The organism is Klebsiella grimontii (assembly GCF_900200035.1).
Lineage (GTDB): Bacteria > Pseudomonadota > Gammaproteobacteria > Enterobacterales > Enterobacteriaceae > Klebsiella > Klebsiella grimontii.
This window is the reverse complement of the sequence record NZ_FZTC01000002.1, coordinates 1-20,257: the sequence shown is the minus strand read 5'-3', so window position 1 is coordinate 20,257 and position 20,257 is coordinate 1. Positions and strand designations below refer to the sequence as shown.

Genomic DNA, 20,257 nt, shown 5'->3' with positions numbered 1-20,257 from the left:
TACAACAAAAAAGAAATTAAAAATAACATTTATGTGTATAAAAAGACTGGATGTGTTTAGCGAAAAACGCCGTAAACCCTCGCCCAGTTCGGGCGGGGATATAAGGCGAAAAGCCCGCAGGGCTTTAAAGATCAATCAGGCGTTGACTGACTCTGAAATTCCAGCAGTAATACGCGATGCTTTACATCTCAAGCCCGGTGAGTACATCAACTACACCTTGCTTGCTGGTGGTAAGGTCATCATGTCCAGACAGGAAGGGAAACAGAACGACCCGGTTGTATCGAAGTTTCTGGACTTTATTGAAGATGACATGAAGAAAAACCCGCAGAACATAGCACCTGTGCCGGTCGTATTCTGGGAAGGTATCAAAGCATTAACTGCTGGGGTTGAAGTCGATTTGGACGCACTGATTACCGATAACTAAAGACCTGAACGAATGCGCTCTTAATTTCTGTGTTTGGTCAAATTGTAAATATCATCATTCTCACGTTTACCGACGCCAATTACGGTGACCGTCACAACATCATCGTTGACACTGTAAACCAGTCGGTAGCCTGCGCCACGGAGCTTTATTTTGTACTGGTCTTTGCGTCCATGGAGTTGCGATGCGGGCACCCGTGGGTTCAACAGGCGCTCAGCGAGCTTCTTTTTGAATTGTTCCCTAATGGTATGGCCCAATTTTTTCCATTCTTTCAGAGCTGATTCATTAAAGGCCAGCTTATAGGTCATCTAGACTGACCTCGATTACAGCCTCACCAATTCGCTCATCAGCAATACGACCCAACTCCTGATCTTCAAGAAGCTCCATCAGTTGAGCATACAGAGCAGGCGGTACACAGTAAAAAGCGGGTTCGTTGCGATTGAGTATGGCTACCGGGGCACCTTCTCCTGCATTGAAAGTACCCATAGGATCACGTTTAAGCTCTGTGATGCTTGCTGCAGTAGTGGTTAGTACCTGAAATGCCATAAAAAAACTCTCCTATTCAGAGCCTCAATAATAGCACGCTTAAGAGTGCTTTTAAAGGTGCTTTTTATCAGTTAAGCTCCCTAGAAACCTCGTCCCGTGCGGGTTGGAATCCTCGCCCTGTTTTGAACTGCATCCCAAAAGTTGGACTCCAACTGAGTAAAGGTGCAGTACATTCTGGGCGGGAGCAGTCAATGATACAAAATAATGAAGAAAAAACGAAAAACAGCCTCTATTTCAAAAAATACTTTCCTCAATGTGCCATGATTTATGCAGAAACATGAGGGAGTTAAGATGTCATCAAGTACTGAAGAACAAGAACGTGTTATACGGAATATGGATAAAAACACGATGGTGATTGCTTGTCCTGGGAGTGGCAAATCTTTCACTATGAAGGAGGGGACAAAAGCCATTTTTCAACGTCATCCTTTGGCCAGGGTATCCCTTGTGACCTTTACCCGAGCGGCCACAGACTCTTTAAAAAATAGCCTGCAGAAAATGATAGAGCCGAGGTTTATTAACCGTATAGAGGTCGATACTTTTCATGGTTTTATAAAAAAAATGGTAAACCAGACCGGTTGGAAAGGAGGGCTTCTAATCGGACACAAACAAATGGCGATGGTATCCCGCGTACAAAAACATCTTAACTACCATGAAAGTGTGAACGACATAATGCCATTTATTGACGGGATTGGCCGTGAGCTCAATCCTGATATTATTAAGATAAAATATACACGTGACCAAATAGCATTTTACAACGAGTACATGAATTTTTGTAAAAAAGATAATGTTGCAGATTTCAACTCGTTATCAAAATATGTTGTTGGCATGCTAAGTACAGATAAAATGAGGCCATTAGGGATCACTCATCTGATTGTAGACGAAGTACAGGATACCGATGGAATTCAATTCACATGGATTTCAGAACACGCCAAAAGAGGGATCAATACCACCATAGTTGGCGATGATGACCAGACAATATACAGTTTCAGAGATGCAGGTGGAGTGAAGATCTTTCGTCAATTTGATAAAGCGTATAACCCAAACGTTTTTCACCTGACCAAATGTTTCAGGTGCGCACCGTTGATCCTAAAATTTGCTGATACTGTGATCAGGAAGAACAAAGCCCGCTATGAAAAGAGTCTCGTGTCAGGCAGAAAGGGGGATAAAGGAAAAGTAACTTTTATAAGATCGGATAACGCTGACGACCAATTTGATGTGATCAAGGAGCTGGTGGAGAAAAACCCTCATGACTGGGCGATTTTAAGCCGAAACAACACGACACTCGACAAAATGGAAAGTTATCTTGAAGTACCGGTTGCAAGGATAGGGGGGAAATCCTTCTGGGAAGGGCTGGAGCCCAGTAATATCCTTCACCTGTTCACCTACTTCAGGCAACCTGGTAACGTAGGTCTGATGAAACGCGTGCTTTCGTTTCTAAATGAAGATGAGCAAATCCTTGATGTGTTATGGAAACAGATGAGTGCCAGAAAAGTTACTTTTCAGCAAACGGACTTACCCAATGATTCTTCTGTGCTCACTAAAATGCTGCATAAGCATATGACCCTGATGTTGACAGACACGCAAAGTAAGGAAGAGATAGAAAACCGGTTCAAAAAAATCAAAGAATGGTTAGAAATGGCCGGATACAAAATGTTCAATACAAAAGGTGATCCATCAGTTACCCGGATATCGTTAATGTCATGCTATCGATGGGCAATCAAAGATGGATGGCTGAAAATGCTTAATATTGCTGCTGGCATGACGATGGGGAGCAAAAAAGAGTCAACTGATACTGAGCAGAGTGGAATATGTCTTTGCACATTACATGGCTCAAAGGGCTTGGAATGGAAAAAAGTAATAATTATAAATTGCAACAATGACCAAATACCATCACCAAAAGCCATTGAGGATGATGGTATTGAGGAGGAGCGTCGATTATTTTTTGTAGGGATGACACGCGCCGAGTTGGAACTTTACATAACATGGCATGGAACACCATCTGAGTTTATAACTGAATCGTTTCCTAAAGTAGTTGAGTTATCAGAGGAATATGCCGTGGTGGATGGGGAAGAAGATTTCTGTTTACAATGAAAGATTGTTGATGTATAAATTTATCAATAGTTAGTTTTAATACCTATACCCCTTCTAAGATATCCATAAATGGATAGCTCATTTTTGAGTTGCGACACCAGAGCCTCTTCTAAATAGAGTGGCGCTGGTGCGATTACTCACGTCTGCATTTCCACAACTCGTAGCTGATTTACTTTTAAAAAGTAACTTTCTACGGACTTCTTAATGCCAGAAAAGTATAAATTCAGGCGGTTTGTTACTTCCGGGTGATAAATGACGGCATATGCCATTTCAACTAAAACTGAATATATGGTTTTAGTAAATTCGATCCCAACCAAAGGTATTTAAAATGACTACTTCCGCTACAACTGCTACTACTGCTACTACTGCTAAATCTACCCCTATTAAAGCTTCAGAAGCTTCAGCCACCGCTGCTATTATTTCACTACCGGATGCCACCCAAATTGATAAAGATTCAATTTTATTGGCTTATGTAAAAGAATTTTATGGTGAAGTAATTCCACCATCTAATACTGGTAGTGATATTTGTAAAATTGATAAAGGCACTGATGACGATAAGGCATACATTTGGTATATGACAGATTCTGTCAGTCGCGTAATCGAGTTAAAGGCGCTTGAAGAAAGTTCTAAACTGAAGCATCTTGTTGGTTCAGAACGCTCGGTGATCTACAGTGTAAATGTTAGCGATACCTTCATTAAGAAAATCACCCTCGATGAGGCTGAGCAACTTCTTGAAGAGTTTCCTGATATTCCCCGCGAAAAAACACTAGATGCATTCTTATCATCACTGGATGTTAAACTTGAAGAATTAAATATCAGCTCTATTGTTTCGTCGGAAAATCTTAACTTCGGTAAAGACAAACTGATAAAACTGGGTGCTATTAAAGTTAGTCAATGGCTTGAACTAGTAATCGATGAGATCCACGTTTTTTATAAACGTGAGCACTTTACTGAAACTGTTGAATCTCATCATGAGGACCTCAATGATTTTTACAGTAAATTGAAACCTCTAATGAAAGAGTTCGGTCTCAAAGATAAACATTACGGCTTATCTTTTAAAGAGATGATGATTCACAAAGTTACTGGTTTTGACTTTGTTGTAGCTGATTCAATGTCTAAGTTGCTCAAGCTTGAAGCATCCTTGAAAGATGATGAATCAAGAGCCGCGGCTATCAATCAGGAAACATCGCTTAATGATGTCATCTCTGAAATTCCAGAGAAAGCAGTCTCAATTTTTGACAAGGTCGTATCAAGAGTACTCAAAGGTGCTGCTTGCATAGGCATTCTCTATTTTGGGGCTTCAACTATTATTAACTTTGTTAGTTATCTTTAACAGCTACCTTATTGATTAAGGTGAGTTAAAGAAAGATGAATACTAAAAACACTGTTTTTTAATTATATACTTCCCATCCATAAGGAGAAAAGAGACTCCTTCTGGGTCTCTTTTTATTTTTTAAAAGAGGCCTAAATGTTTACTAATCATATTAATACTGTCTGTGTTTCCGGTGAGGTTAATAAGGTTATAATTCGTCCAGAATATGACACTATTATGTTAATACTGGATAACAAACAAGAAATGGAAAATAATGGTAAAGTCGAAATGGTCGTTTCCCCTATCCAGGTGAAGATACCACAAGACCTGTATGATAAGGAATTTAAGGAAATTATTCGAGGTGATAGCCTTATGATTTCTGGTTGTCTTGTTACTGATAAAGTGTCTTCTGGTGAATTCACGGTCGTCAGAGTTCAAGCCCAGAAATTGCTTCATAGAGTACCTAAACCGATAGAAGGCTTTGGTGCTTCAAGGTTCTTAACGCGTTAAATTTCTTTAACCCTATAGGGAGAAATCCCTTTTGGGTTTCTCCGTTGGAGAGACCTATCATGCATTTATGTAGTAAATTTAAAAGGATTGTTAATGAAAACCAACTTAGTTTTAGCTTCTTTTCATTCGAGGAAGATGAAGTTAAGGAGAAGGTATATAAACCTGTGGTTTCATCTTCAATCAATGAATCTGATATAGGTGACGTATCAACCTATGAATATCAGGAGCTTGATGATTTCGTTTGGTCTGATGAACATATTTCCACATTGTTCTATAAGTTGATGGAATCATCATTTGTAACTGTTCAGTACCATATAGACCATTCCATGGTTTATAAAATCGATTCACATGGTTATCGATATTTAACACCTAAATTAAAATTGGAGTTAGACTGGTACTGTACTAAACAATTTCAAATCGTGTGTCATTACTTTGGATATGACCCCGATGAAATTATTCTGTTTATAAAGTCAAGGCTCTTACTTGAGGTGCGTTCAAGAGAGTCAATGCAAAACCTTATCAATTCATTAAACACTGACAACTTAACATTTTCACACCCTATTATAGGCCCGCTGAAATGGTCAGATTTTTTGGATCCAGGTTATTGCGACTCAAGGAGATCGTTAATTATAAAATGGTCAATAGCAGACAGATTGAAACTCTTTAAAAAGATTTTCGACGAGCAAATGCTAATCCTTGAAAATTTAAGTGAGAATGGTGCATGGACATGGGATCGAATTAAAGATTCATACGTCCTAAAAACTGAAGCCGTTGATTATATTCAGTGGTTATATTCAGATGCATGTAAAGTTATTTCTCATGCATACGGATTTGATTACGGATTACTTTTAAACACTTCAAAAGCCATTATCAAAAACAGACTTTACTTTACATATATGAAATGGGGTTATTTATGACACACGCTACCGCCGCTAATAATACATTCAATATTGTTTCTCTTACTGCTAATGAAGACTCAGAATCGGAGATTAAATATTTCGAATCACATGAATTAACCAAAGCAGTAGAATACGAAGATTGTGATGATTACATTCTTGTTCGTGCGAATGAGCATTTTAATGTAAGCAGCTTTTCTGAAAATGACGTTGTACCAATTTTCAAAAAAGTCACTCCTTTTCGTGCACTACTTAATAGTAAGTACCGTCCAAATCCGATAACCCTTCGTCGAATGATCAAGTTGCTCATGAATAATGAGATAACAGCTGGAATTTGTCTGCAAGGAGAGTCAGGGTCTGGTAAAACTGAGCTGGCATTATATATCAGCCACATGCTTAACTGGCCTATCACCATCAAGCAAATCAATAACGAATTATCTATTGATGACCTTGAAGGTATGAGAACGCTGGAAAATGGTAATACACGGTATGTATATAGTGACCTTGTCCAAGGCTATCGTGATGGTCACATCATTCTTCTTGATGAGATTGATAAAATAAATCCCGATACTGCTGCTAAGTTACATATGCCATTAGAACGTAAACCGTGGGCAACTGCGAAAGAAGGAGGCGATTTGATTCATGCAAATCGTTTCACAAGATTTATTGGCACTGCTAATACGAACATGAGCGGAGATGATATGCGTTTCGCTTCTTCACAGTCTCAAGACTCTGCATTTATTAAGCGGTTTTTAATATTGCCGATGTTTAGACCTGACGAAAAAGATATGTATAACGCTGCAGAGGCTCACTTCCCTGAACTGAGTCCTTCATGTTTGAGAGTGTTTGCTAAAGTTGCTTTTGAGCTCAACAATCTGAAAGACGACGAGTTGGTTATGGATATTCGTGAACTCATATCATGGATTGCCACTTCGAAAGTTCTTGATGAAGAAATTTCTGTAGGGTTCACAATTGCATTCACTTCTAAGTTATCTTCTGAAGCAAGAAGTAGGGCGGATATATTGCTTGAACAATTGTTCCCAGAAGAAATGTTTCTTTCAATTTCACAATTGAAGTAGAAAGTTAATCTTAATTCCGTACTTTATAAAACCCCACCGGGAAATATTTTCCCTCTGGGAGATATTTTTCCGGTGTACACTGGAGAAATATCATGGCTAAAATCAAAATTGCTGCTATTGCCGATACCACTCACATCAGCAAATCCGTTCAAACTTTCATTGATCGCCATCCTGAACTTCAAGATGGTGCCGTTATCATTAAGGTAGATGTCGAAGGTTCGCAGGGTCGCCGTCGTACTAATGAAATAAGACAGTTTTTTGTTGAAGATGAAGTATCAGACCAGTCCAGCGTTAGCAAGGTTGAAATTCAATGGATTTCCAGCAAGGCTTTGAACTTTAAAAGCGCCGTGCATACGCGACTAAGTAATTTAAAGCGTAAATATTGCATTCCATTCAGCTCAATGAACATACTTCCGACATCTAAACTGGAGGAGTACTTAATTGAAGTTGAAGCCGTCCGAGAGTACTTCAAAGAAGGTATCCAGAATGCTTTAGAACGTTATGAAGAGTACATTCAGATGGAAAAAGATAGAAGTCCCAAAATTGCAGACTTGATTGAAAAATTGAGAATGACAAAGACAGACTTCGAAAATTCTTTTCTTTTCCAGGTTAGCCACCCTATACCTTTCACACCAATATCAATTGATGGGGAGGATTTAGGTGACCGCTATACAGTGGGTTTAATTAAAGATATCGCGGCGACTGCTGAATCTATTTATGCTTCCTGCACTAAGCCAAAGATTGACCAGACTTTTGTAGAGAAACTTGCTAATTTGAAGGAAAAGGTTGTTAGTTTTATGTTTATGGATAATCGGGCAACTAAAATTGCTGATTCAATTCAAAGCGTATTAAACCACCTTCCGAATGGAAATTTGGATTCGGCCCTTCACATGAGTTTGTTCCGCGAGTGGTTATTACTTTTAAGTGATACTGACCGTTTGAACAAAATCATGGATGGAGATGATTTAGTAACTAGTTTCATTTCCGAAATTAAAAATAGATTTAATGATTTAGATGATAAATTGGTCAATAATTCAAGCTTGAAATTTGTCGATCCGTTTGCAACTAAATCACCTCAGGCTAATACCCAGAGTAGTTCATTACCTTTAGTGTCAAAAAATGATGGCGTGCAGAAAAAAGTAACTTTCGGAACGTCACTCAATTTTTGATTATTCAATTCCCTCGTGGGCATACCCACTTGGGTGCGCCCATTTAATATAATATGGGTGTTTTATGTCTATTAAATTAAGTTCTTCTTTGCGTTCAAAGTTAGCAGCTCAGAATATCGCTCGTGTCATTGGTGCTGACCCTGACCTTACCATTAGGTTTGCCGGTCGCAAAATGAACCCACGAATTGATATGGTTAAAAAAATAATATATTTACCTGATGGTGACTTTAGTAATGATAAATACTGGAAGTTATGCTCTGGTTGGATTAGTCATGAAGGTGGTCATAATCGTTTTACTGAATTAGAAACCTGCATAAGTTTTGAGAATGAGTACCTTTCAAAATTACCAGGTTTTGATCATATATTAGCTGATGGTGTTCCTGTTTTCTCTTCAGAAAACGATGAGAAGAAAGCACGAATTAAGTTAAAAAGACTTCATCGGGAAATCAACCTTTTTGAAGACATTCAGATGGAGGAGAAAACTGGGAATCTTTTTCCATTATCTAAATCGATGCTTTCTGAAGTGTATTCTTTAATGGTTCAAGATGGTTACATGACTGCAGATGGAAAAAATATAGTTTCATATGTGGAAATGTACATTTTAAATAAACTCCGAGTCAACCAATTAGGGCAAGAAGGCATTCCTGAGATTTTAAAAAATTTCTTTGATCTTGCTGATACTACTCTATTAGGTTTGAAAGATCGTTTTGATTCATTAATCGCAGAAGCTACCGGTGTTAATTCAACTCTTATGGCATGTGATTTAGGATTAAAACTTCATGAAGAGTTTGAAAAATTACGTGATGATCTAAAAGAGAAAGAAGAAGAGCAGAAGAAACATGATGATTCTGATGACTCTGATGACTCTGATGACTCTGATGACTCTGATGATTCTGATGATTCTGATGACTCTGATGACTCTGATGACTCTGATGACTCTGATGACTCTGATGACTCTGATGACTCTGATGACTCTGATGACTCTGATGACTCTGATGATTCTGATGATTCTGACAGCTCCGATGATTCTTCTTTAAGTGATAATTCAGATCTAAAACCTGTTTACTCACCCGAACAGATAAAAAAGGCCATAGAGGATCTTGATAATTATCTTGATTCTGACAATGACCAAACACCATCGCATGATTTTCATGAAGCTCTTAAAAAAGCAATTACCGTGATGGCAGCATCATTCAGTGATGAAGATGTTACAAATTACGGGGTTCGCATCGGTTTTATCCGTCTTACTGAAGAGGACTATACTAAAGCACAAAATAATTCACGTGACCTAAGAAAGTTACTTTCTTCTCTATTAAAACAGAATGTCCGCCGTAACAACCGGCTTACAGACCGTGGAGCTCGCCTTCATGGAAGAAAGCTTGTTGAGGTACCTATGGGCGCAACATCTGTCTTTAAGAAAGGTGGGGATGGATGGAAGCGATCTGACGTGGGTATAGTTAATCTACGTGATATCTCGGCATCTATGTATGAAGTTGGTGAACTAGCTTTAAATGCTAACCTCGCTTTTACCTTGGCTTGTGAGTCGGTAAACAATATTGATGTTGCTGATGTTGTTTATCCGGTCCAGAAAGAAGGTTTTATAGACATTCTTAAGCCATTTAACGAATCAGTTGCTCACAATTTCTCTGATTACGAAAATGTAAGTAGCGGATTACATACTCCAACTGCTGAAGCGATAAATGAATGCGTAGAATATTTATTACGTTTCAATTTTACACGTAAGGTTATTTTTATAGCGACAGATGGTTTACCGTCTAGTCCTGTAGAATGCGTTAGCAGAGCAGTTGAACATGCCAAGAAACATGGTATAGAAATTGTCTGTATCGGTTATGGCATTGAAAAACCACAAGGCTTCGACGGCGTTTATTTTAAAACAATAAACGATATATCTGAATTAATTCCTTTGTATAAGGAATTAATCAGAAGTCTGGTCTAAATTTAAATACCTTCCCCTGCGGGCTTATATACCCGCCTGGGTGTATTTGCTCGCCTTTTAGGAGCAAATATATGAAAGGTGAAAAATATATTAAGCGTGTCCGAGTTGACTCTCGTCAATTGGACGGTGGAATGATCGGAACCAAGATATACGTTACTGAAGGAGAAGTTGTTGACGGTGTATTGCCGGTTGAACGTCTTGTGCGTGATTCCAGCTTTTCCGAGGAAAATTCTGAAGTAATGGACTCAGTAGTTGACAAACTGGTGAGTAAATATCGGAATAACGGTTACGAAATCTTATAAATGAATGTGCCACCCTGTGGCACTTCCTTCATTCTGCGTTGTGGGTTTCTCAATGTTATCTGCACAGCAGTAGGCATTGTGAAACCCACAATGTCAGCCAGGAGAATATTATGAGTCATTCTACAAGTTCTAATTTACCGGCTAAATCACCAATGCAGCATGCACAAGAGACATTTGACCTCGTCAAGTCTCACGTTCATCAATTGGGTGGATGGCGTAATGTTCTGTCCTTTTATCCTGAATTTCATGAGGCGTTAGAAAAAGCACCTCGCTCCGTAAAATGCCCGTTTACAGGCGACGGCAAAACGAAATTTAGATTTAAAGACCGTTCACTAGAAAGTGTTCATGCTATACATGAAGATTATCCACATAATGCATTCATTGATGGCATTGATTTAATTGCTGAACTTAAAAATGTTAGTAAAACGCAGGCAGCTAAAGACATTCTGGAAATGATGGGTGTTTCTAAAGTCAGAAAGTTGAATGAAGCTGATCGCGTTAATATCGTTCTTTATGAGAAAAAAGCTTCATCTTTCTCCGATATCGGTGAGGAGGAAAGGCTTGATCGCATAAAGAAATTAGAAGCTGTATACAAATATACTAACGTTGCGACTCCTGATTCTTTAGTAGCGCGATATCTTTCAGGGCGCGGAATCAAGAGGATTCTCACAAAGTTACCTGCAAGCCTGGGGTTAAATCCAAAAATGCGTTACTGGCATGGTGCTAATAAACCTGCCAGCTTTCACCCCACGATGGTTGCTATCTTTAACGATAAGTTAGGTCGCAATTGCACTATCCATAAAACTCATCTTAGTGATGATGGGCTTGTAAAAGCAGATGTTGAAAACCCAAAGTTAATGATGAAACCGGTCTATCAGATGAATGGTGGCTCGATCCAGTTGTTTAAACCAACCTATGATGAAATGTCTAAGGCTTGGTTTTTGGGTATCAGCGAAGGTATAGAGAATGCGTTGTCTGTAACTGAGGCAACTTCAATACCATGCTGGGCATCTTCAAGTTCTACGTTTATGGAAATGCTGGAAATTCCTGATCATTTTATGCCTCCTTCTGATTGCGAGTTCATCGAATTGACAATTTGGGCAGATAAAGATCGGGTTAATCCAAAAACAGGTAATGCTGCGGGAGAAACTGCTGCACAGGTTCTTAAGACCCGAATGGAACCATTATTCGCTGCACGCTATCCTCACGCGAATGTCCATGTTCACATTTTCTTACCAGAAATTGATATTCCTGATGGTAAGAAAGGTGTCGACTGGAATGATGTGCTGATACTCAATGGGACAGAAACTTTTCCTGGTAAACTTGAAGAAAAGTTTTTCGACCTGATTAAGTAATTATCATAACCCATACAGGGAGAGTTCTCCCTGTGGGGGCTCTCTCATTTAACATTAAGAGAGCCTGTTATGAACAATATTTCTGCAATTGATATTGAATCGGTATTCGCCTGGGTAAAAGATAACTTCATTTTGAAGCATTCCTCCACTCTTGTTAATACACCGTGGTATGACTACGACATAGAGACAGATTTGCGTTTAATCAAGCAAGCCTTAATCAATGGTAACTCTGAATTTATCTACGTTGTTCGCGATCATGGCACCATGTTGCTTTTGTTATCTGAATTTCACTCCTCCATGGCACTTGATTGGGATGGTAGTGAGGACTTTGCATATTATCATTGTAAAATGTTTAGCATGCAGAGCGTCCGTCTCACAAAGCAAAATGCCGGTGTTCTGTTAGATCGAGGGCCTTTACTTAAGTCTTTTAGCGGTGGCAACAAAAACACCTATCTGAAAGAGATTTTAGATTTTGTTAATAATAAAGGTTTTAACTCCGATCCCGTACGGTCACTCTTTGACTGCCTTCACATCGGAGAGGAGTTAAACCTTCCCTCAATGAAGAACTTCATTGCGCGAGTTGAAAACCATCTTCGCTGCTTAAATTAATTCTTCATTGTTGTCTATAAAAAATAGCGCATATTTTATGCGCTTTTTTTTTGCCAAAAATTTTTCTCTAAGTCTGATTTTTAGTCCCTTAGTCCAGAAACTTTGCCTTTCTACTGTGATTTAATAGTTTAAAGGAGGGCTGATGAACTACAGACACGAATGCTATGGCCTAGAAAAGTTACTTTTGGCCGATGATGATTTCCTTCTCTACCTTTTTGGTGGGGACAATGCTGAAGCTTTACGTACGGACTTGAAATTGCGTTATGCAGCCGGTGAACGACTTATCACAACGCAAAATTGTCCAGACTTTTCACCTGTCAGGGGTTGCCCTGGGCATGAGAGAGAGTGTGTTGATGAGTAACCCGTATGACCTTTCAATGTATTCATTACTGGTTGTGATGGTCATTTTGGCCCTTGTTTCAACGTGGTATGCAAAAGACCACAAAATAAACTTTTATTTGTTCCTTCTCAGCATAGTTACTTTTGTTGCTTTATTGGCTGTCGGGCTTATCAACTGGTTCGTTGAAGGCTCAGTTTATGGTGCTTTAATCACAAGTGCAGGTATCATTTGTCTCAGTATGACCAGACTGAGACTGTTAGTTTATCGCTATAGCATTAAGGCCAGTGTTAAAAGCATCGTATCTTCGGTTACTGATGGTAGAAGGGTGGTTTTCATTGCTCACGATAATTTAGACCTGAGAGAAGTCGTCTTATCCTTGTTCAGCCATCACTTACCAACACAATCACGCATAGTACGTGGTCCTCTGGGTTTCGGAATGGATAATGATATTGATTTCATAAAACAACATAACCTTTCTGATAAGGGGTACCTGGTTATCTTCTTAAACCAGGAAGATTCATACTCATGGTTAAAGCTCATCGCAGATGGTGCACCAGAAAAGGCAGTTGCTTTTAATTTTGATTATATTCCAGATCTGGAGAGCAAACATGAAAACGAATGATGTGCATGGCGCAGCTGACGGCTTGCCGGTGAACACGCTTGTCATTGACACAGCAACAGCACGTCGTTTTGAATGTGTAAAAGAGAGGGTGCGTAGACTCGGGTTCAATAACATATCCGACCCTGAAATTATTGACGCAATCTTGTCTGAAATAACAACAGCTGATGCTGCTGGTATTATTATCGAGTACAAATTAAAAAATACCAAACCTCTGCTCTCGATAGATTAGGGCTTTACAGAGCATTTTTTTATGCTTTCATATTCATTAATGAAAAAAAAGAGAACCTAAAAATTGAATATGATTTTCAAAGAAGAAATAGTCCTGGGTATCTACAGCTGGTTGCATATGACACCTGTCAGCATATTGGTCAGAAATATTACCAGTGATGGTGGCTCTTTTGCCATCGTTCGTTTGACGGTTGACAGCAGAGGAGTTCAGATGGGCCCAAAGGCCCAGGGCCAGCTCCTCTGTTCATTTAGTTTTAATGTTGATGAGACCTATGTGGCAGATACCGAGGAAGGCCCCCGGATTATGAAAGCCGAAATGATGAACGCGGTTATGCAGATTGTTCCTGACTACATTGAGCTTACGGATCGTCAAACCCATGCAATCAGGGAAGAAGTTTCCGTGTTTGATCGAGTTTGTGCAATGCGCCTTACCGGTGGTCACGGGAGCTCAAAGTCGCTGTGGGAGAACGATATCCTCCCACGCATGAAGAGCCATAGCCAATTACAGTGAGGCAGGACGATGGGTAAAGTGCACAGTATCGGAAACATTACTTGGAAGAACTACGAAAGTGCATCGTTTAAAGCCTATGCCGGTATCGGGGCAATTTTAAGCCTTGGACTCATTACAGCGACGGTGCGTAACTATGAAATCCTGCAGATGACGGTTCCGTATTCATGGTATCTCTACTTTACGGCATTCTGGCTACTTTATCCGTCCTTTAGGATCTCTTTCAGCGAACACGCCGGGCGAATGTTCATTTCGTGGGGATTTTACGGCCTGAAGCTGATAACGATTAACCGGCCTGTCCCTGCTGGTTACTGGCTAGTGTCGATGGAGAAAACACGATACCGGTTGATTCGGGTGTGTCAGGACGGACGTCGCCTGCCGCTATGGCTGACATTCAGAACTTTACCTGAATTCATTTAACGACTAACGTCCGCCCTCGGGAAACATGATCGGGAGATGAAATGAATACTGACTTCGCACATTACAATGAAGAGCAACTACGCAAACTCGATGAGCTGCACAGTTTACTCCAGGATAGCGAGATCGGATCAGCTTACCTTGCTTCGCTCCCGGAGCCACGAAGCATGGAGGAGTATCATCCCCCACAGGAAATTAAGGTGACTCACTCGGTGCCTGGCCTCGACACCCTGGTGGACATTTACCGGCAGCAGCGGGTTGATAAAGGCTTGGCGAAAAATGAACCTTATTCAACCAAAATCACCCGTAAATACCCCGGGTTTATTGTCGTCAATAATAATCATGACGAAGTGTTGGCGCTGGTAGGAGAAATCAACCGGCTACGGGATAAGTTTGCTGATGCGGTCAAAAGTATCACTCAATACAGGGACTCCCGGTCAGAAATTCTGCATCAGGTTTGCCCGTGGCTGGTGACCCTGCAGGCATCCCGTAACATCCGCATCGTGACTGAGAAAATTCGCACACTCGGTTTCACCTGGCAAATTCCGGTCGTTCATAAATTCACCCGCCTGGAAACGGTTATTGATCGCTTACGCAGGGAACTAACGGCACTACAGCCTGATATCAGGTTGACTATACAGGATGTTAAGCGACTGAAGCAGGAGCGTAGTGAGGAAATCATGATGTTGTCATTGCTCAATGAAGAGGTCAGCCATGAAGATGAGCAGTTGAGGAAGTTTCGCATCATCCGGGAAAGTAACTTTCCTGCTGTTAACGTCAATATCAGGTACACCAGTCCACATGATCCTGATGACGTGTCCGGACCGTACAAACTCAACTTCAGAGCCCCTTTACCGTTAATTTTGTTCAGTGAGCCGGGCCGTTTTAACCCGTTAAAAGATTACGAAAAAGGTGAAAGGCAGAAGCGCGGAAATGTTGATGAAAAATATCGATCTGTCCTGCCCCGAATTGGGCTGGTGGAAGTGATTAAGGAGTCGGCATGAGCAGGATTTTAACCGGTATTTGTCATGCGGACCCGGCCAACAGGCTTTACGAGGTCGCGGTCAGTCGGGGAATATCGTTTGTGAACGCGAAGGAACGTTTCCGGGTTCAGATCAGTTTTAAAAATGCTATGACGCAACCGAGTGAAGACAGATTTCTGGCTGAGTTACTGACAGTTCATCATTTCCTCTCGGATCCCTCCATTCTGTGGCATATGGAGAAACAGGTTTATGCCAGTACCACCTTATGGGCCAGTACATCGGCCTGGCTGCCTGATATCTATCAGCGCAAAGCCAGTACGCCCGGCGTGGTAAAGATCATCCGGTATATGCATGCTCTGTTCCCGGGACTCAACACATCGGTGGAAACCAGTGAGCAGGGCTACGGGCAGGCTCTGACCAGCACGAGTCTTGAAGTTCCTTCCTGGCCTGCGATGCCACAGTTTGACTGCGAACTGGGTACAGTCCAGATCACGATGGGAGGGATGATCCGTTACACAGAAACCATGAGCAATAAAAATTGCAGAAACCCACTTGCACTGATGATGAAGAGTTTCAGGAAAGGGATGATCCCCGTAGATAAACTGCCAGAGAGCAAGACAGCAAGACTTTTGCCACTCGATATGAATACCGCTGGTGAGGTTTTTTCTCACACCACCTGGCCGAGATATCGCTATGTGTTTGCTCCCGGCGAGGGCGGCATTAAGAAACTGGTAAATGTGGTCAGGCTGAAATTAAAACCCCTGGAGGAATAATGAATTATGCAATTTTCATGGTCGTAACCGCCCTGTGTGCGTATGGCCTTAATTTTTTGACAAGCAAAATCGGGGCCGGTGCGAGCCAGAATATTCGGGGCGACGGCACGGAAGGGATGTACTTACGGTGTATCATTTCATTTATTCTGCTTCTCGTAGCTTTATTTTTGCCCATCAAACCGGCAGTGATTCATCTGGGGGTGGAATTTGCTGCACTGGTAAATTTCATTGCCTGTGTGGTTCTTTACACCCTGGCGGGTATCAAGGAAAAACGGAGATTGAAAAAACAACGGAAAGCCGAAAAGGCAGACCAGAAACGCTAACAAATTAAATCACCCTAATTTTCCTTCGTGAAACGCACCAGAAGCCATTCTGGAGCAAGATAAGACATTTCTTCGTCTTCCTGCCGTACGGCCGCATAATGAAGGAACAGGGGCGTTTCACAATGACAGGGTAAATGAGGCTGAGTCTGCATCCATTCAGAAAGGCGCTGAGTATTGATTTCCCTGATTGTGTGGTTTTGGCTGAAACTTTCCCCGCCTGCAGCCAAGGTGAACACAAGCGTAATAGCCATTCTTTTTTACATTCCATCCGGAGGGACAATGAATAATAAACGAACCATTACTACTCGTGAGCAAATAAAAGTAAATGGAGAGATTAAAGAAAGAACAGCCACACATATTGTCACAGGTGCACATGGGTACGAAACACTCTGCACAAGTGGTTATAATATCGACAGGAATGAGCAGGGTGAAATTATCCATAATTGCGAGAAAATAGCCGAAGATGAATTACCGGTTACCTGTCCAACGTGTCGTGTTGTCTGGTTTCATACCCATGAATTCAGTCTGACTGACTTCGACACACTATCAGAAAAAGGTAATTTTGTATTAACCGGTTTAAAGGAGATTAATATTTAACGACGGTTCATTAACCCCCACACCACGTTAACACCTGCCTGCCGGTATCTCAGGACTCTGGTTATATGTCGTCCAGATGATTGCGCATAAAGCTCACCATGGCTTTTTCACTGGCAAGGTATGCCCTGATATACCGGAAAACCATTTTCGGATCAGACCAGTTCCCCATCTCCGTAATTTTCTCCAGAGTGTATCCGTCCCTAAACAGTTCAATAGCCCCCCCGACTCGCACACTGTGCCCTGTCCACTTAATGTACCGGCCAGACTGCCGGTTATCACCCACTTTACCGGCTATATCCCACAGGCGCGAAAATGCCTGGTTCAGTGAATTGGAGGACAGAATACCGACATCCTCTCGTGTGACCTGTGAGTCCTTCTGCAGCTGAGTGAGCAACGCCTGATTGAAGCCAGCCTTCAGGAGCATGTTATCTATAGATTTGCCTCTGGACAGCTTACTGCTGGTGGCCGGAAAATACCGGTTTGTATGGACGTTGACAGGTTGAAACAGGTAACGGTTCCCGAAGGTTTCTGTATCCGTATACTCCACCGTTTCAATCAGTCGCCTGACGTGTCGGCTGCACTGTGGCGAAAGTTGAAACGTCAGGTTGCTCGACAGGCTTGTTTTGGTCCGCATCACATCCAGAAGGTAACAGGCACTGTCATTTTGCCATTTGAGGTCACCGGTTTTAATCCTCCTGATTTCCACGTTGCGCAGCAGCGTTTCAAAACCAACCCAGATCATAGCCAGGTCACGGATATCCCTGACGTCGTCGCTCTTCTGGAGGGCCCGACGGAGTATATTGAGGTCTGCAACCATAAAAGGAAGCGCCTGGCCGGTAACCACTTTTTTCTCATTTTCCCGCGCCCGCCAGACCTGGACAAGCGCTTTAATAAGAACGTTGCGGAAGTCAGGGAATCCGAGACTCCCGTTAACGCTCGCAAGGCAAGCAATGAAATGAGAAATGGTCGCCATTTTGACGGATCCATTCAGCCCGTTGATATAACGTTCAACATCAACAGCAGCCACAGGGAAGGGCGTCAGGCCATTTTTGGCACACCATGACGACCAGACACGGGTGGTCCTTAACTGGCTTCTCGCAGTGTTGTAGCGGCGGAAACGTAATAGCTTAAGCGCATCCAGTGCGCTCATGTCATCGGGCCGGGATAGGGCTATCAGCTTCGTTCTATCTGTCATGGAAGATCTCATGTCTTTTAACAGCACTGGTTTTATAACCAGTATACTAACAGTATTTTTGTTCAAAGCCAGGAACAATAACAAAAAACCAGAAATGCCCGACTTGCCAGTCTGTTGGCATTCATTTATTGTTTTCGAAAGTATTGAGTGTTTTAAACCTGCCCCGGAGCGCCGTTGTTGAAAAGCCCAAATGCTGAAAGCAACCTCAGAGAAGTTTATCTCCTGAAGTTCAGAAAATGCAGTACAACAGAAACCCTTGATAAAGTTTTTGAACGTATCCAGGATAAATTAAACGAGGAAGGTGGACCAATAAACGAGATTATCAGTCTGAATGGGGCTTATGACCACCGCAGGGCTGAGATTTATATGAAAAAGATATATGACAAAATACCCGCCTCTGTGTGGAGTCTCATTCCTGATGATATTTAAATAACTTCCAGTTAATCATGTTATTTCCGGTTTGAGTAAAGCGGTTGATGTAGAATATTTTATTTGCATTAAACGAGGAATCAACATGAAACGTAATGCACGAAAGTGGATCCCATTTGGTTTTGATAAAGACACAAATAAAATCGTTGATATTGCCAGTGTTGAAAATGGTCTTTCGTGCAACTGTATTTGCCTCATCTGTGGCACCTCTCTCATAGCCAGACAGGGACAAAGTAAAAAATGGCATTTCAGCCACTCCACGGATGTTAAAGGCGTTTGCAGTGAACTGACCTTACAACATCTAAAAAAATACATTCAGATGAAGATACAGGAGAAAAAATTTCTGGCTCTTCCACACCTTTTGCACGGTAAGGAAAAAGGTGTTGTCACACTTAAAAACATCACCGCTGGTGGGATTGTATGCGGGCTGAATGCTGACCTTATCGGGCAGTGTAATGACACAACTATCGGGATCTTCATCAATGATACAGCTGAGGACATCCAGCCAAATCCAGACCTGTTAGCCCAGACCGGCCAGCTGGCGCTGGTTGAGATAGACGCGGTTCGAATAGAAAGCATCGTCGCACCATACCGGGAGAAGGGAGAAGGTATAAAGCTGATGGATGCGGTAGAAAAGTTACTTTTCGTTTCTGAGGAAGCGAAAAAATGGATCTACCATCCAATGATGAAAACGGTTAAGCCTGATGCCTTACACCAGTACAAGAGGGAGTTCACCAGCAGCGGTAATCAGCTTCTTGCGTTGATCCCGCATGAACTGCCGATAAGCATGAATGTATTACCGTCGTCACCGTCTCTGCAGTGGCATCATTTAAGGTGCACCTTAAACCTTCTCTGTAGCTTAAGCCGCGCCGATATCCCTCCAGGAAGTAAAGCGTTTGACAAGTTGGTATATTTTATCCCACGCCTGCTTGAGGCTTCAGAATCTATCAATGTCCCGGCATACGAACGGTGGTACGACTTTTTTTTACGTAAGAGAGGTGATGGTGAACTGAATGAGGCTGAAATGGCATTCATAGGGTTCATCGTCAAAATAATCAACTGGAACATGTCTATCCATCAACTGCCTGGCTTCGATGACAAACAGGCTTTTCATGACTGGTTTCTCCTCAATGATCGGAACAAATAAAACGGTCGCTCACAAATGTACCACCTTTGTATTTAGCACTTAACGTAAAGTCATCACTGCTGGTGGGTAAACCGGTCCCGCAGCGGCCCCCGCGATCAATGATGGCGAGCGAATTCCTGGCGTCCTGTTCAACCTTATCACCGCTGAAGGGTAGACCGGTCCTGCATCGGCCACCGAGATCAATGCTGGCGGGCAGATAGCTCACCTCCTGTTCAACATTATCACCGCTGGCGGGTAGACCGGTCCTGCAGCGGCCACCGTGATCAATGCTGGCGGGCAGATTGCTCACCTTCTGCTCAACGTTATCACCGCTGGCAGGTAAACCGGTCCTGCAGCGGCCACCAAGATCAATGCTGGTGGGGGAGAACAGTTCACGTTGTGTTCAGGCTATCACCGCTGGCGGGTAAATCGGGCCTGAAGCGGCCATGGGTATCAACGCTGGCGGGTA

At 41.9% G+C, this 20,257-nt stretch carries 26 protein-coding genes; 21 read left to right on the top strand and 5 right to left on the bottom strand.

The genetic code is table 11. The features are described 5' to 3' along the window. Window positions 1-52 precede the first annotated feature (52 nt). Window positions 53-424 carry a type II toxin-antitoxin system PrlF family antitoxin gene (locus KOSB73_RS00660; RefSeq protein WP_223884736.1) on the top strand — a complete coding sequence of 124 codons (372 nt, stop codon included), beginning with the start codon at window positions 53-55 and terminating at the stop codon, window positions 422-424. Window positions 425-444: 20 nt separating this feature from the next. Here KOSB73_RS00660 and KOSB73_RS00655 read toward each other — a convergent pair whose 3' ends face one another. Together KOSB73_RS00655 and KOSB73_RS00650 are read right to left on the bottom strand one after the other, a co-directional pair. After that, entirely contained in the window at window positions 445-729 is a 285-nt protein-coding gene (locus KOSB73_RS00655; protein WP_004181778.1) for a type II toxin-antitoxin system RelE family toxin, read from the bottom strand. Continuing rightward, the gene (locus tag KOSB73_RS00650; RefSeq protein WP_004181777.1) at window positions 719-967 is read right to left on the bottom strand and encodes a type II toxin-antitoxin system Phd/YefM family antitoxin; all 249 of its coding nucleotides are present in this window, start codon (window positions 965-967) and stop codon (window positions 719-721) included. The genes KOSB73_RS00655 and KOSB73_RS00650 overlap by 11 nt, the downstream gene beginning before the upstream one ends. A 291-nt stretch (window positions 968-1,258) precedes the next feature. Here KOSB73_RS00650 and KOSB73_RS00645 point away from each other — a divergent pair, with 291 nt between their 5' ends. The 17 genes from KOSB73_RS00645 (at window position 1,259) to KOSB73_RS00560 (ending at window position 16,441) form a co-directional block, all read left to right on the top strand. Then, the gene (locus tag KOSB73_RS00645) at window positions 1,259-3,058 is read left to right on the top strand and encodes an ATP-dependent helicase (RefSeq protein ID WP_064371185.1); all 1,800 of its coding nucleotides are present in this window, start codon (window positions 1,259-1,261) and stop codon (window positions 3,056-3,058) included. A gap of 328 nt (window positions 3,059-3,386) precedes the next feature. After that, window positions 3,387-4,391: a hypothetical protein gene (locus tag KOSB73_RS00640; RefSeq protein ID WP_064371184.1), complete on the top strand. Its 1,005-nt coding sequence runs from the start codon at window positions 3,387-3,389 to the stop codon at window positions 4,389-4,391. A gap of 135 nt (window positions 4,392-4,526) precedes the next feature. Beyond that, window positions 4,527-4,880 (top strand): hypothetical protein, encoded by a 354-nt coding sequence (locus KOSB73_RS00635; protein ID WP_042927270.1) that lies wholly within the window; start codon window positions 4,527-4,529, stop codon window positions 4,878-4,880. A gap of 59 nt (window positions 4,881-4,939) precedes the next feature. After that, window positions 4,940-5,797 carry a hypothetical protein gene (locus KOSB73_RS00630; RefSeq protein WP_064371183.1) on the top strand — a complete coding sequence of 286 codons (858 nt, stop codon included), beginning with the start codon at window positions 4,940-4,942 and terminating at the stop codon, window positions 5,795-5,797. Continuing rightward, window positions 5,794-6,855, top strand: a complete 1,062-nt coding sequence (locus tag KOSB73_RS00625; protein WP_009652428.1) for an ATP-binding protein — start codon at window positions 5,794-5,796, stop codon at window positions 6,853-6,855. Before KOSB73_RS00630 ends, KOSB73_RS00625 begins: the two co-directional genes overlap by 4 nt. Before the next feature lie 92 nt (window positions 6,856-6,947). Further along, window positions 6,948-8,024, top strand: coding sequence for a DUF3150 domain-containing protein (locus KOSB73_RS00620; RefSeq protein WP_044352295.1), 1,077 nt, complete (start codon window positions 6,948-6,950; stop codon window positions 8,022-8,024). A 64-nt stretch (window positions 8,025-8,088) separates the two neighbouring features. Continuing rightward, window positions 8,089-9,981 (top strand): vWA domain-containing protein, encoded by a 1,893-nt coding sequence (locus KOSB73_RS00615; protein ID WP_098140157.1) that lies wholly within the window; start codon window positions 8,089-8,091, stop codon window positions 9,979-9,981. 71 nt (window positions 9,982-10,052) lie between these two features. After that, window positions 10,053-10,283 carry a hypothetical protein gene (locus tag KOSB73_RS00610; protein ID WP_042927269.1) on the top strand — a complete coding sequence of 77 codons (231 nt, stop codon included), beginning with the start codon at window positions 10,053-10,055 and terminating at the stop codon, window positions 10,281-10,283. 110 nt (window positions 10,284-10,393) lie between these two features. Then, window positions 10,394-11,638: a DUF7146 domain-containing protein gene (locus tag KOSB73_RS00605; protein WP_044351634.1), complete on the top strand. Its 1,245-nt coding sequence runs from the start codon at window positions 10,394-10,396 to the stop codon at window positions 11,636-11,638. A 69-nt stretch (window positions 11,639-11,707) separates the two neighbouring features. Next, a complete protein-coding gene (locus KOSB73_RS00600; protein ID WP_064371181.1) occupies window positions 11,708-12,247 on the top strand; it encodes a hypothetical protein in 540 nt (179 codons plus the stop codon). A gap of 263 nt (window positions 12,248-12,510) precedes the next feature. Then, complete coding sequence (locus KOSB73_RS00590; protein ID WP_223884737.1) at window positions 12,511-13,209, top strand: hypothetical protein; 699 nt, start codon at window positions 12,511-12,513, stop codon at window positions 13,207-13,209. Continuing rightward, complete coding sequence (locus KOSB73_RS00585) at window positions 13,196-13,438, top strand: hypothetical protein (protein WP_044352267.1); 243 nt, start codon at window positions 13,196-13,198, stop codon at window positions 13,436-13,438. Before KOSB73_RS00590 ends, KOSB73_RS00585 begins: the two co-directional genes overlap by 14 nt. Before the next feature lie 69 nt (window positions 13,439-13,507). Further along, window positions 13,508-13,948: a hypothetical protein gene (locus KOSB73_RS00580; protein ID WP_064371180.1), complete on the top strand. Its 441-nt coding sequence runs from the start codon at window positions 13,508-13,510 to the stop codon at window positions 13,946-13,948. Window positions 13,949-13,957: 9 nt separating this feature from the next. Then, window positions 13,958-14,365 (top strand): hypothetical protein, encoded by a 408-nt coding sequence (locus KOSB73_RS00575; protein ID WP_064371179.1) that lies wholly within the window; start codon window positions 13,958-13,960, stop codon window positions 14,363-14,365. Window positions 14,366-14,406: 41 nt separating this feature from the next. Then, window positions 14,407-15,366 carry a DNA replication terminus site-binding protein gene (locus tag KOSB73_RS00570; protein ID WP_044350441.1) on the top strand — a complete coding sequence of 320 codons (960 nt, stop codon included), beginning with the start codon at window positions 14,407-14,409 and terminating at the stop codon, window positions 15,364-15,366. After that, a complete protein-coding gene (locus tag KOSB73_RS00565) occupies window positions 15,363-16,118 on the top strand; it encodes a hypothetical protein (RefSeq protein ID WP_044350439.1) in 756 nt (251 codons plus the stop codon). Before KOSB73_RS00570 ends, KOSB73_RS00565 begins: the two co-directional genes overlap by 4 nt. After that, window positions 16,118-16,441, top strand: a complete 324-nt coding sequence (locus tag KOSB73_RS00560) for a hypothetical protein (RefSeq protein WP_098140156.1) — start codon at window positions 16,118-16,120, stop codon at window positions 16,439-16,441. The genes KOSB73_RS00565 and KOSB73_RS00560 overlap by 1 nt, the downstream gene beginning before the upstream one ends. A gap of 14 nt (window positions 16,442-16,455) precedes the next feature. Here the strand turns inward: KOSB73_RS00560 and KOSB73_RS00555 are convergent, their stop codons facing one another. Beyond that, entirely contained in the window at window positions 16,456-16,692 is a 237-nt protein-coding gene (locus KOSB73_RS00555) for a hypothetical protein (RefSeq protein WP_044350435.1), read from the bottom strand. Window positions 16,693-16,720: 28 nt separating this feature from the next. Here KOSB73_RS00555 and KOSB73_RS00550 point away from each other — a divergent pair, with 28 nt between their 5' ends. Further along, a complete protein-coding gene (locus tag KOSB73_RS00550; RefSeq protein ID WP_044350433.1) occupies window positions 16,721-17,038 on the top strand; it encodes a hypothetical protein in 318 nt (105 codons plus the stop codon). A gap of 61 nt (window positions 17,039-17,099) precedes the next feature. On the opposite strand, the gene KOSB73_RS00545 is transcribed toward KOSB73_RS00550, so the two are convergent. Then, complete coding sequence (locus KOSB73_RS00545) at window positions 17,100-18,233, bottom strand: tyrosine-type recombinase/integrase (RefSeq protein WP_044350431.1); 1,134 nt, start codon at window positions 18,231-18,233, stop codon at window positions 17,100-17,102. A 174-nt stretch (window positions 18,234-18,407) separates the two neighbouring features. Here KOSB73_RS00545 and KOSB73_RS00540 point away from each other — a divergent pair, with 174 nt between their 5' ends. Then, window positions 18,408-18,662 (top strand): Hha/YmoA family nucleoid-associated regulatory protein, encoded by a 255-nt coding sequence (locus KOSB73_RS00540; RefSeq protein ID WP_064371177.1) that lies wholly within the window; start codon window positions 18,408-18,410, stop codon window positions 18,660-18,662. Between the two features lie 85 nt (window positions 18,663-18,747). After that, window positions 18,748-19,809 carry a hypothetical protein gene (locus KOSB73_RS00535; RefSeq protein WP_094645203.1) on the top strand — a complete coding sequence of 354 codons (1,062 nt, stop codon included), beginning with the start codon at window positions 18,748-18,750 and terminating at the stop codon, window positions 19,807-19,809. On the opposite strand, the gene KOSB73_RS30585 is transcribed toward KOSB73_RS00535, so the two are convergent. Continuing rightward, entirely contained in the window at window positions 19,790-20,098 is a 309-nt protein-coding gene (locus tag KOSB73_RS30585; RefSeq protein WP_064371152.1) for a hypothetical protein, read from the bottom strand. The two genes, KOSB73_RS00535 and KOSB73_RS30585, sit on opposite strands and share 20 nt — an antisense overlap. Between the last annotated feature and the right edge of the window lie 159 nt (window positions 20,099-20,257).

Bases quoted from the DNA above. Each gene is read 5' to 3' on its own strand.
- KOSB73_RS00610 (WP_042927269.1), top strand. From the start codon at position 10,053: ATGAAAGGTGAAAAATATATTAAGCGTGTCCGAGTTGACTCTCGTCAA.
- KOSB73_RS00605 (WP_044351634.1), top strand. From the start codon at position 10,394: ATGAGTCATTCTACAAGTTCTAATTTACCGGCTAAATCACCAATGCAG.
- KOSB73_RS00615 (WP_098140157.1), top strand. From the start codon at position 8,089: ATGTCTATTAAATTAAGTTCTTCTTTGCGTTCAAAGTTAGCAGCTCAG.
- KOSB73_RS00645 (WP_064371185.1), top strand. From the start codon at position 1,259: ATGTCATCAAGTACTGAAGAACAAGAACGTGTTATACGGAATATGGAT.
- KOSB73_RS00555 (WP_044350435.1), bottom strand. From the start codon at position 16,692: ATGGCTATTACGCTTGTGTTCACCTTGGCTGCAGGCGGGGAAAGTTTC.
- KOSB73_RS00575 (WP_064371179.1), top strand. From the start codon at position 13,958: ATGGGTAAAGTGCACAGTATCGGAAACATTACTTGGAAGAACTACGAA.
- KOSB73_RS00560 (WP_098140156.1), top strand. From the start codon at position 16,118: ATGAATTATGCAATTTTCATGGTCGTAACCGCCCTGTGTGCGTATGGC.
- KOSB73_RS00535 (WP_094645203.1), top strand. From the start codon at position 18,748: ATGAAACGTAATGCACGAAAGTGGATCCCATTTGGTTTTGATAAAGAC.
- KOSB73_RS00650 (WP_004181777.1), bottom strand. From the start codon at position 967: ATGGCATTTCAGGTACTAACCACTACTGCAGCAAGCATCACAGAGCTT.
- KOSB73_RS00570 (WP_044350441.1), top strand. From the start codon at position 14,407: ATGAATACTGACTTCGCACATTACAATGAAGAGCAACTACGCAAACTC.
- KOSB73_RS00630 (WP_064371183.1), top strand. From the start codon at position 4,940: ATGCATTTATGTAGTAAATTTAAAAGGATTGTTAATGAAAACCAACTT.
- KOSB73_RS00640 (WP_064371184.1), top strand. From the start codon at position 3,387: ATGACTACTTCCGCTACAACTGCTACTACTGCTACTACTGCTAAATCT.
- KOSB73_RS00590 (WP_223884737.1), top strand. From the start codon at position 12,511: ATGCAGCCGGTGAACGACTTATCACAACGCAAAATTGTCCAGACTTTT.
- KOSB73_RS00580 (WP_064371180.1), top strand. From the start codon at position 13,508: ATGATTTTCAAAGAAGAAATAGTCCTGGGTATCTACAGCTGGTTGCAT.
- KOSB73_RS00545 (WP_044350431.1), bottom strand. From the start codon at position 18,233: ATGACAGATAGAACGAAGCTGATAGCCCTATCCCGGCCCGATGACATG.
- KOSB73_RS00585 (WP_044352267.1), top strand. From the start codon at position 13,196: ATGAAAACGAATGATGTGCATGGCGCAGCTGACGGCTTGCCGGTGAAC.
- KOSB73_RS00550 (WP_044350433.1), top strand. From the start codon at position 16,721: ATGAATAATAAACGAACCATTACTACTCGTGAGCAAATAAAAGTAAAT.
- KOSB73_RS00565 (WP_044350439.1), top strand. From the start codon at position 15,363: ATGAGCAGGATTTTAACCGGTATTTGTCATGCGGACCCGGCCAACAGG.
- KOSB73_RS00635 (WP_042927270.1), top strand. From the start codon at position 4,527: ATGTTTACTAATCATATTAATACTGTCTGTGTTTCCGGTGAGGTTAAT.
- KOSB73_RS00625 (WP_009652428.1), top strand. From the start codon at position 5,794: ATGACACACGCTACCGCCGCTAATAATACATTCAATATTGTTTCTCTT.
- KOSB73_RS00600 (WP_064371181.1), top strand. From the start codon at position 11,708: ATGAACAATATTTCTGCAATTGATATTGAATCGGTATTCGCCTGGGTA.
- KOSB73_RS00655 (WP_004181778.1), bottom strand. From the start codon at position 729: ATGACCTATAAGCTGGCCTTTAATGAATCAGCTCTGAAAGAATGGAAA.
- KOSB73_RS00620 (WP_044352295.1), top strand. From the start codon at position 6,948: ATGGCTAAAATCAAAATTGCTGCTATTGCCGATACCACTCACATCAGC.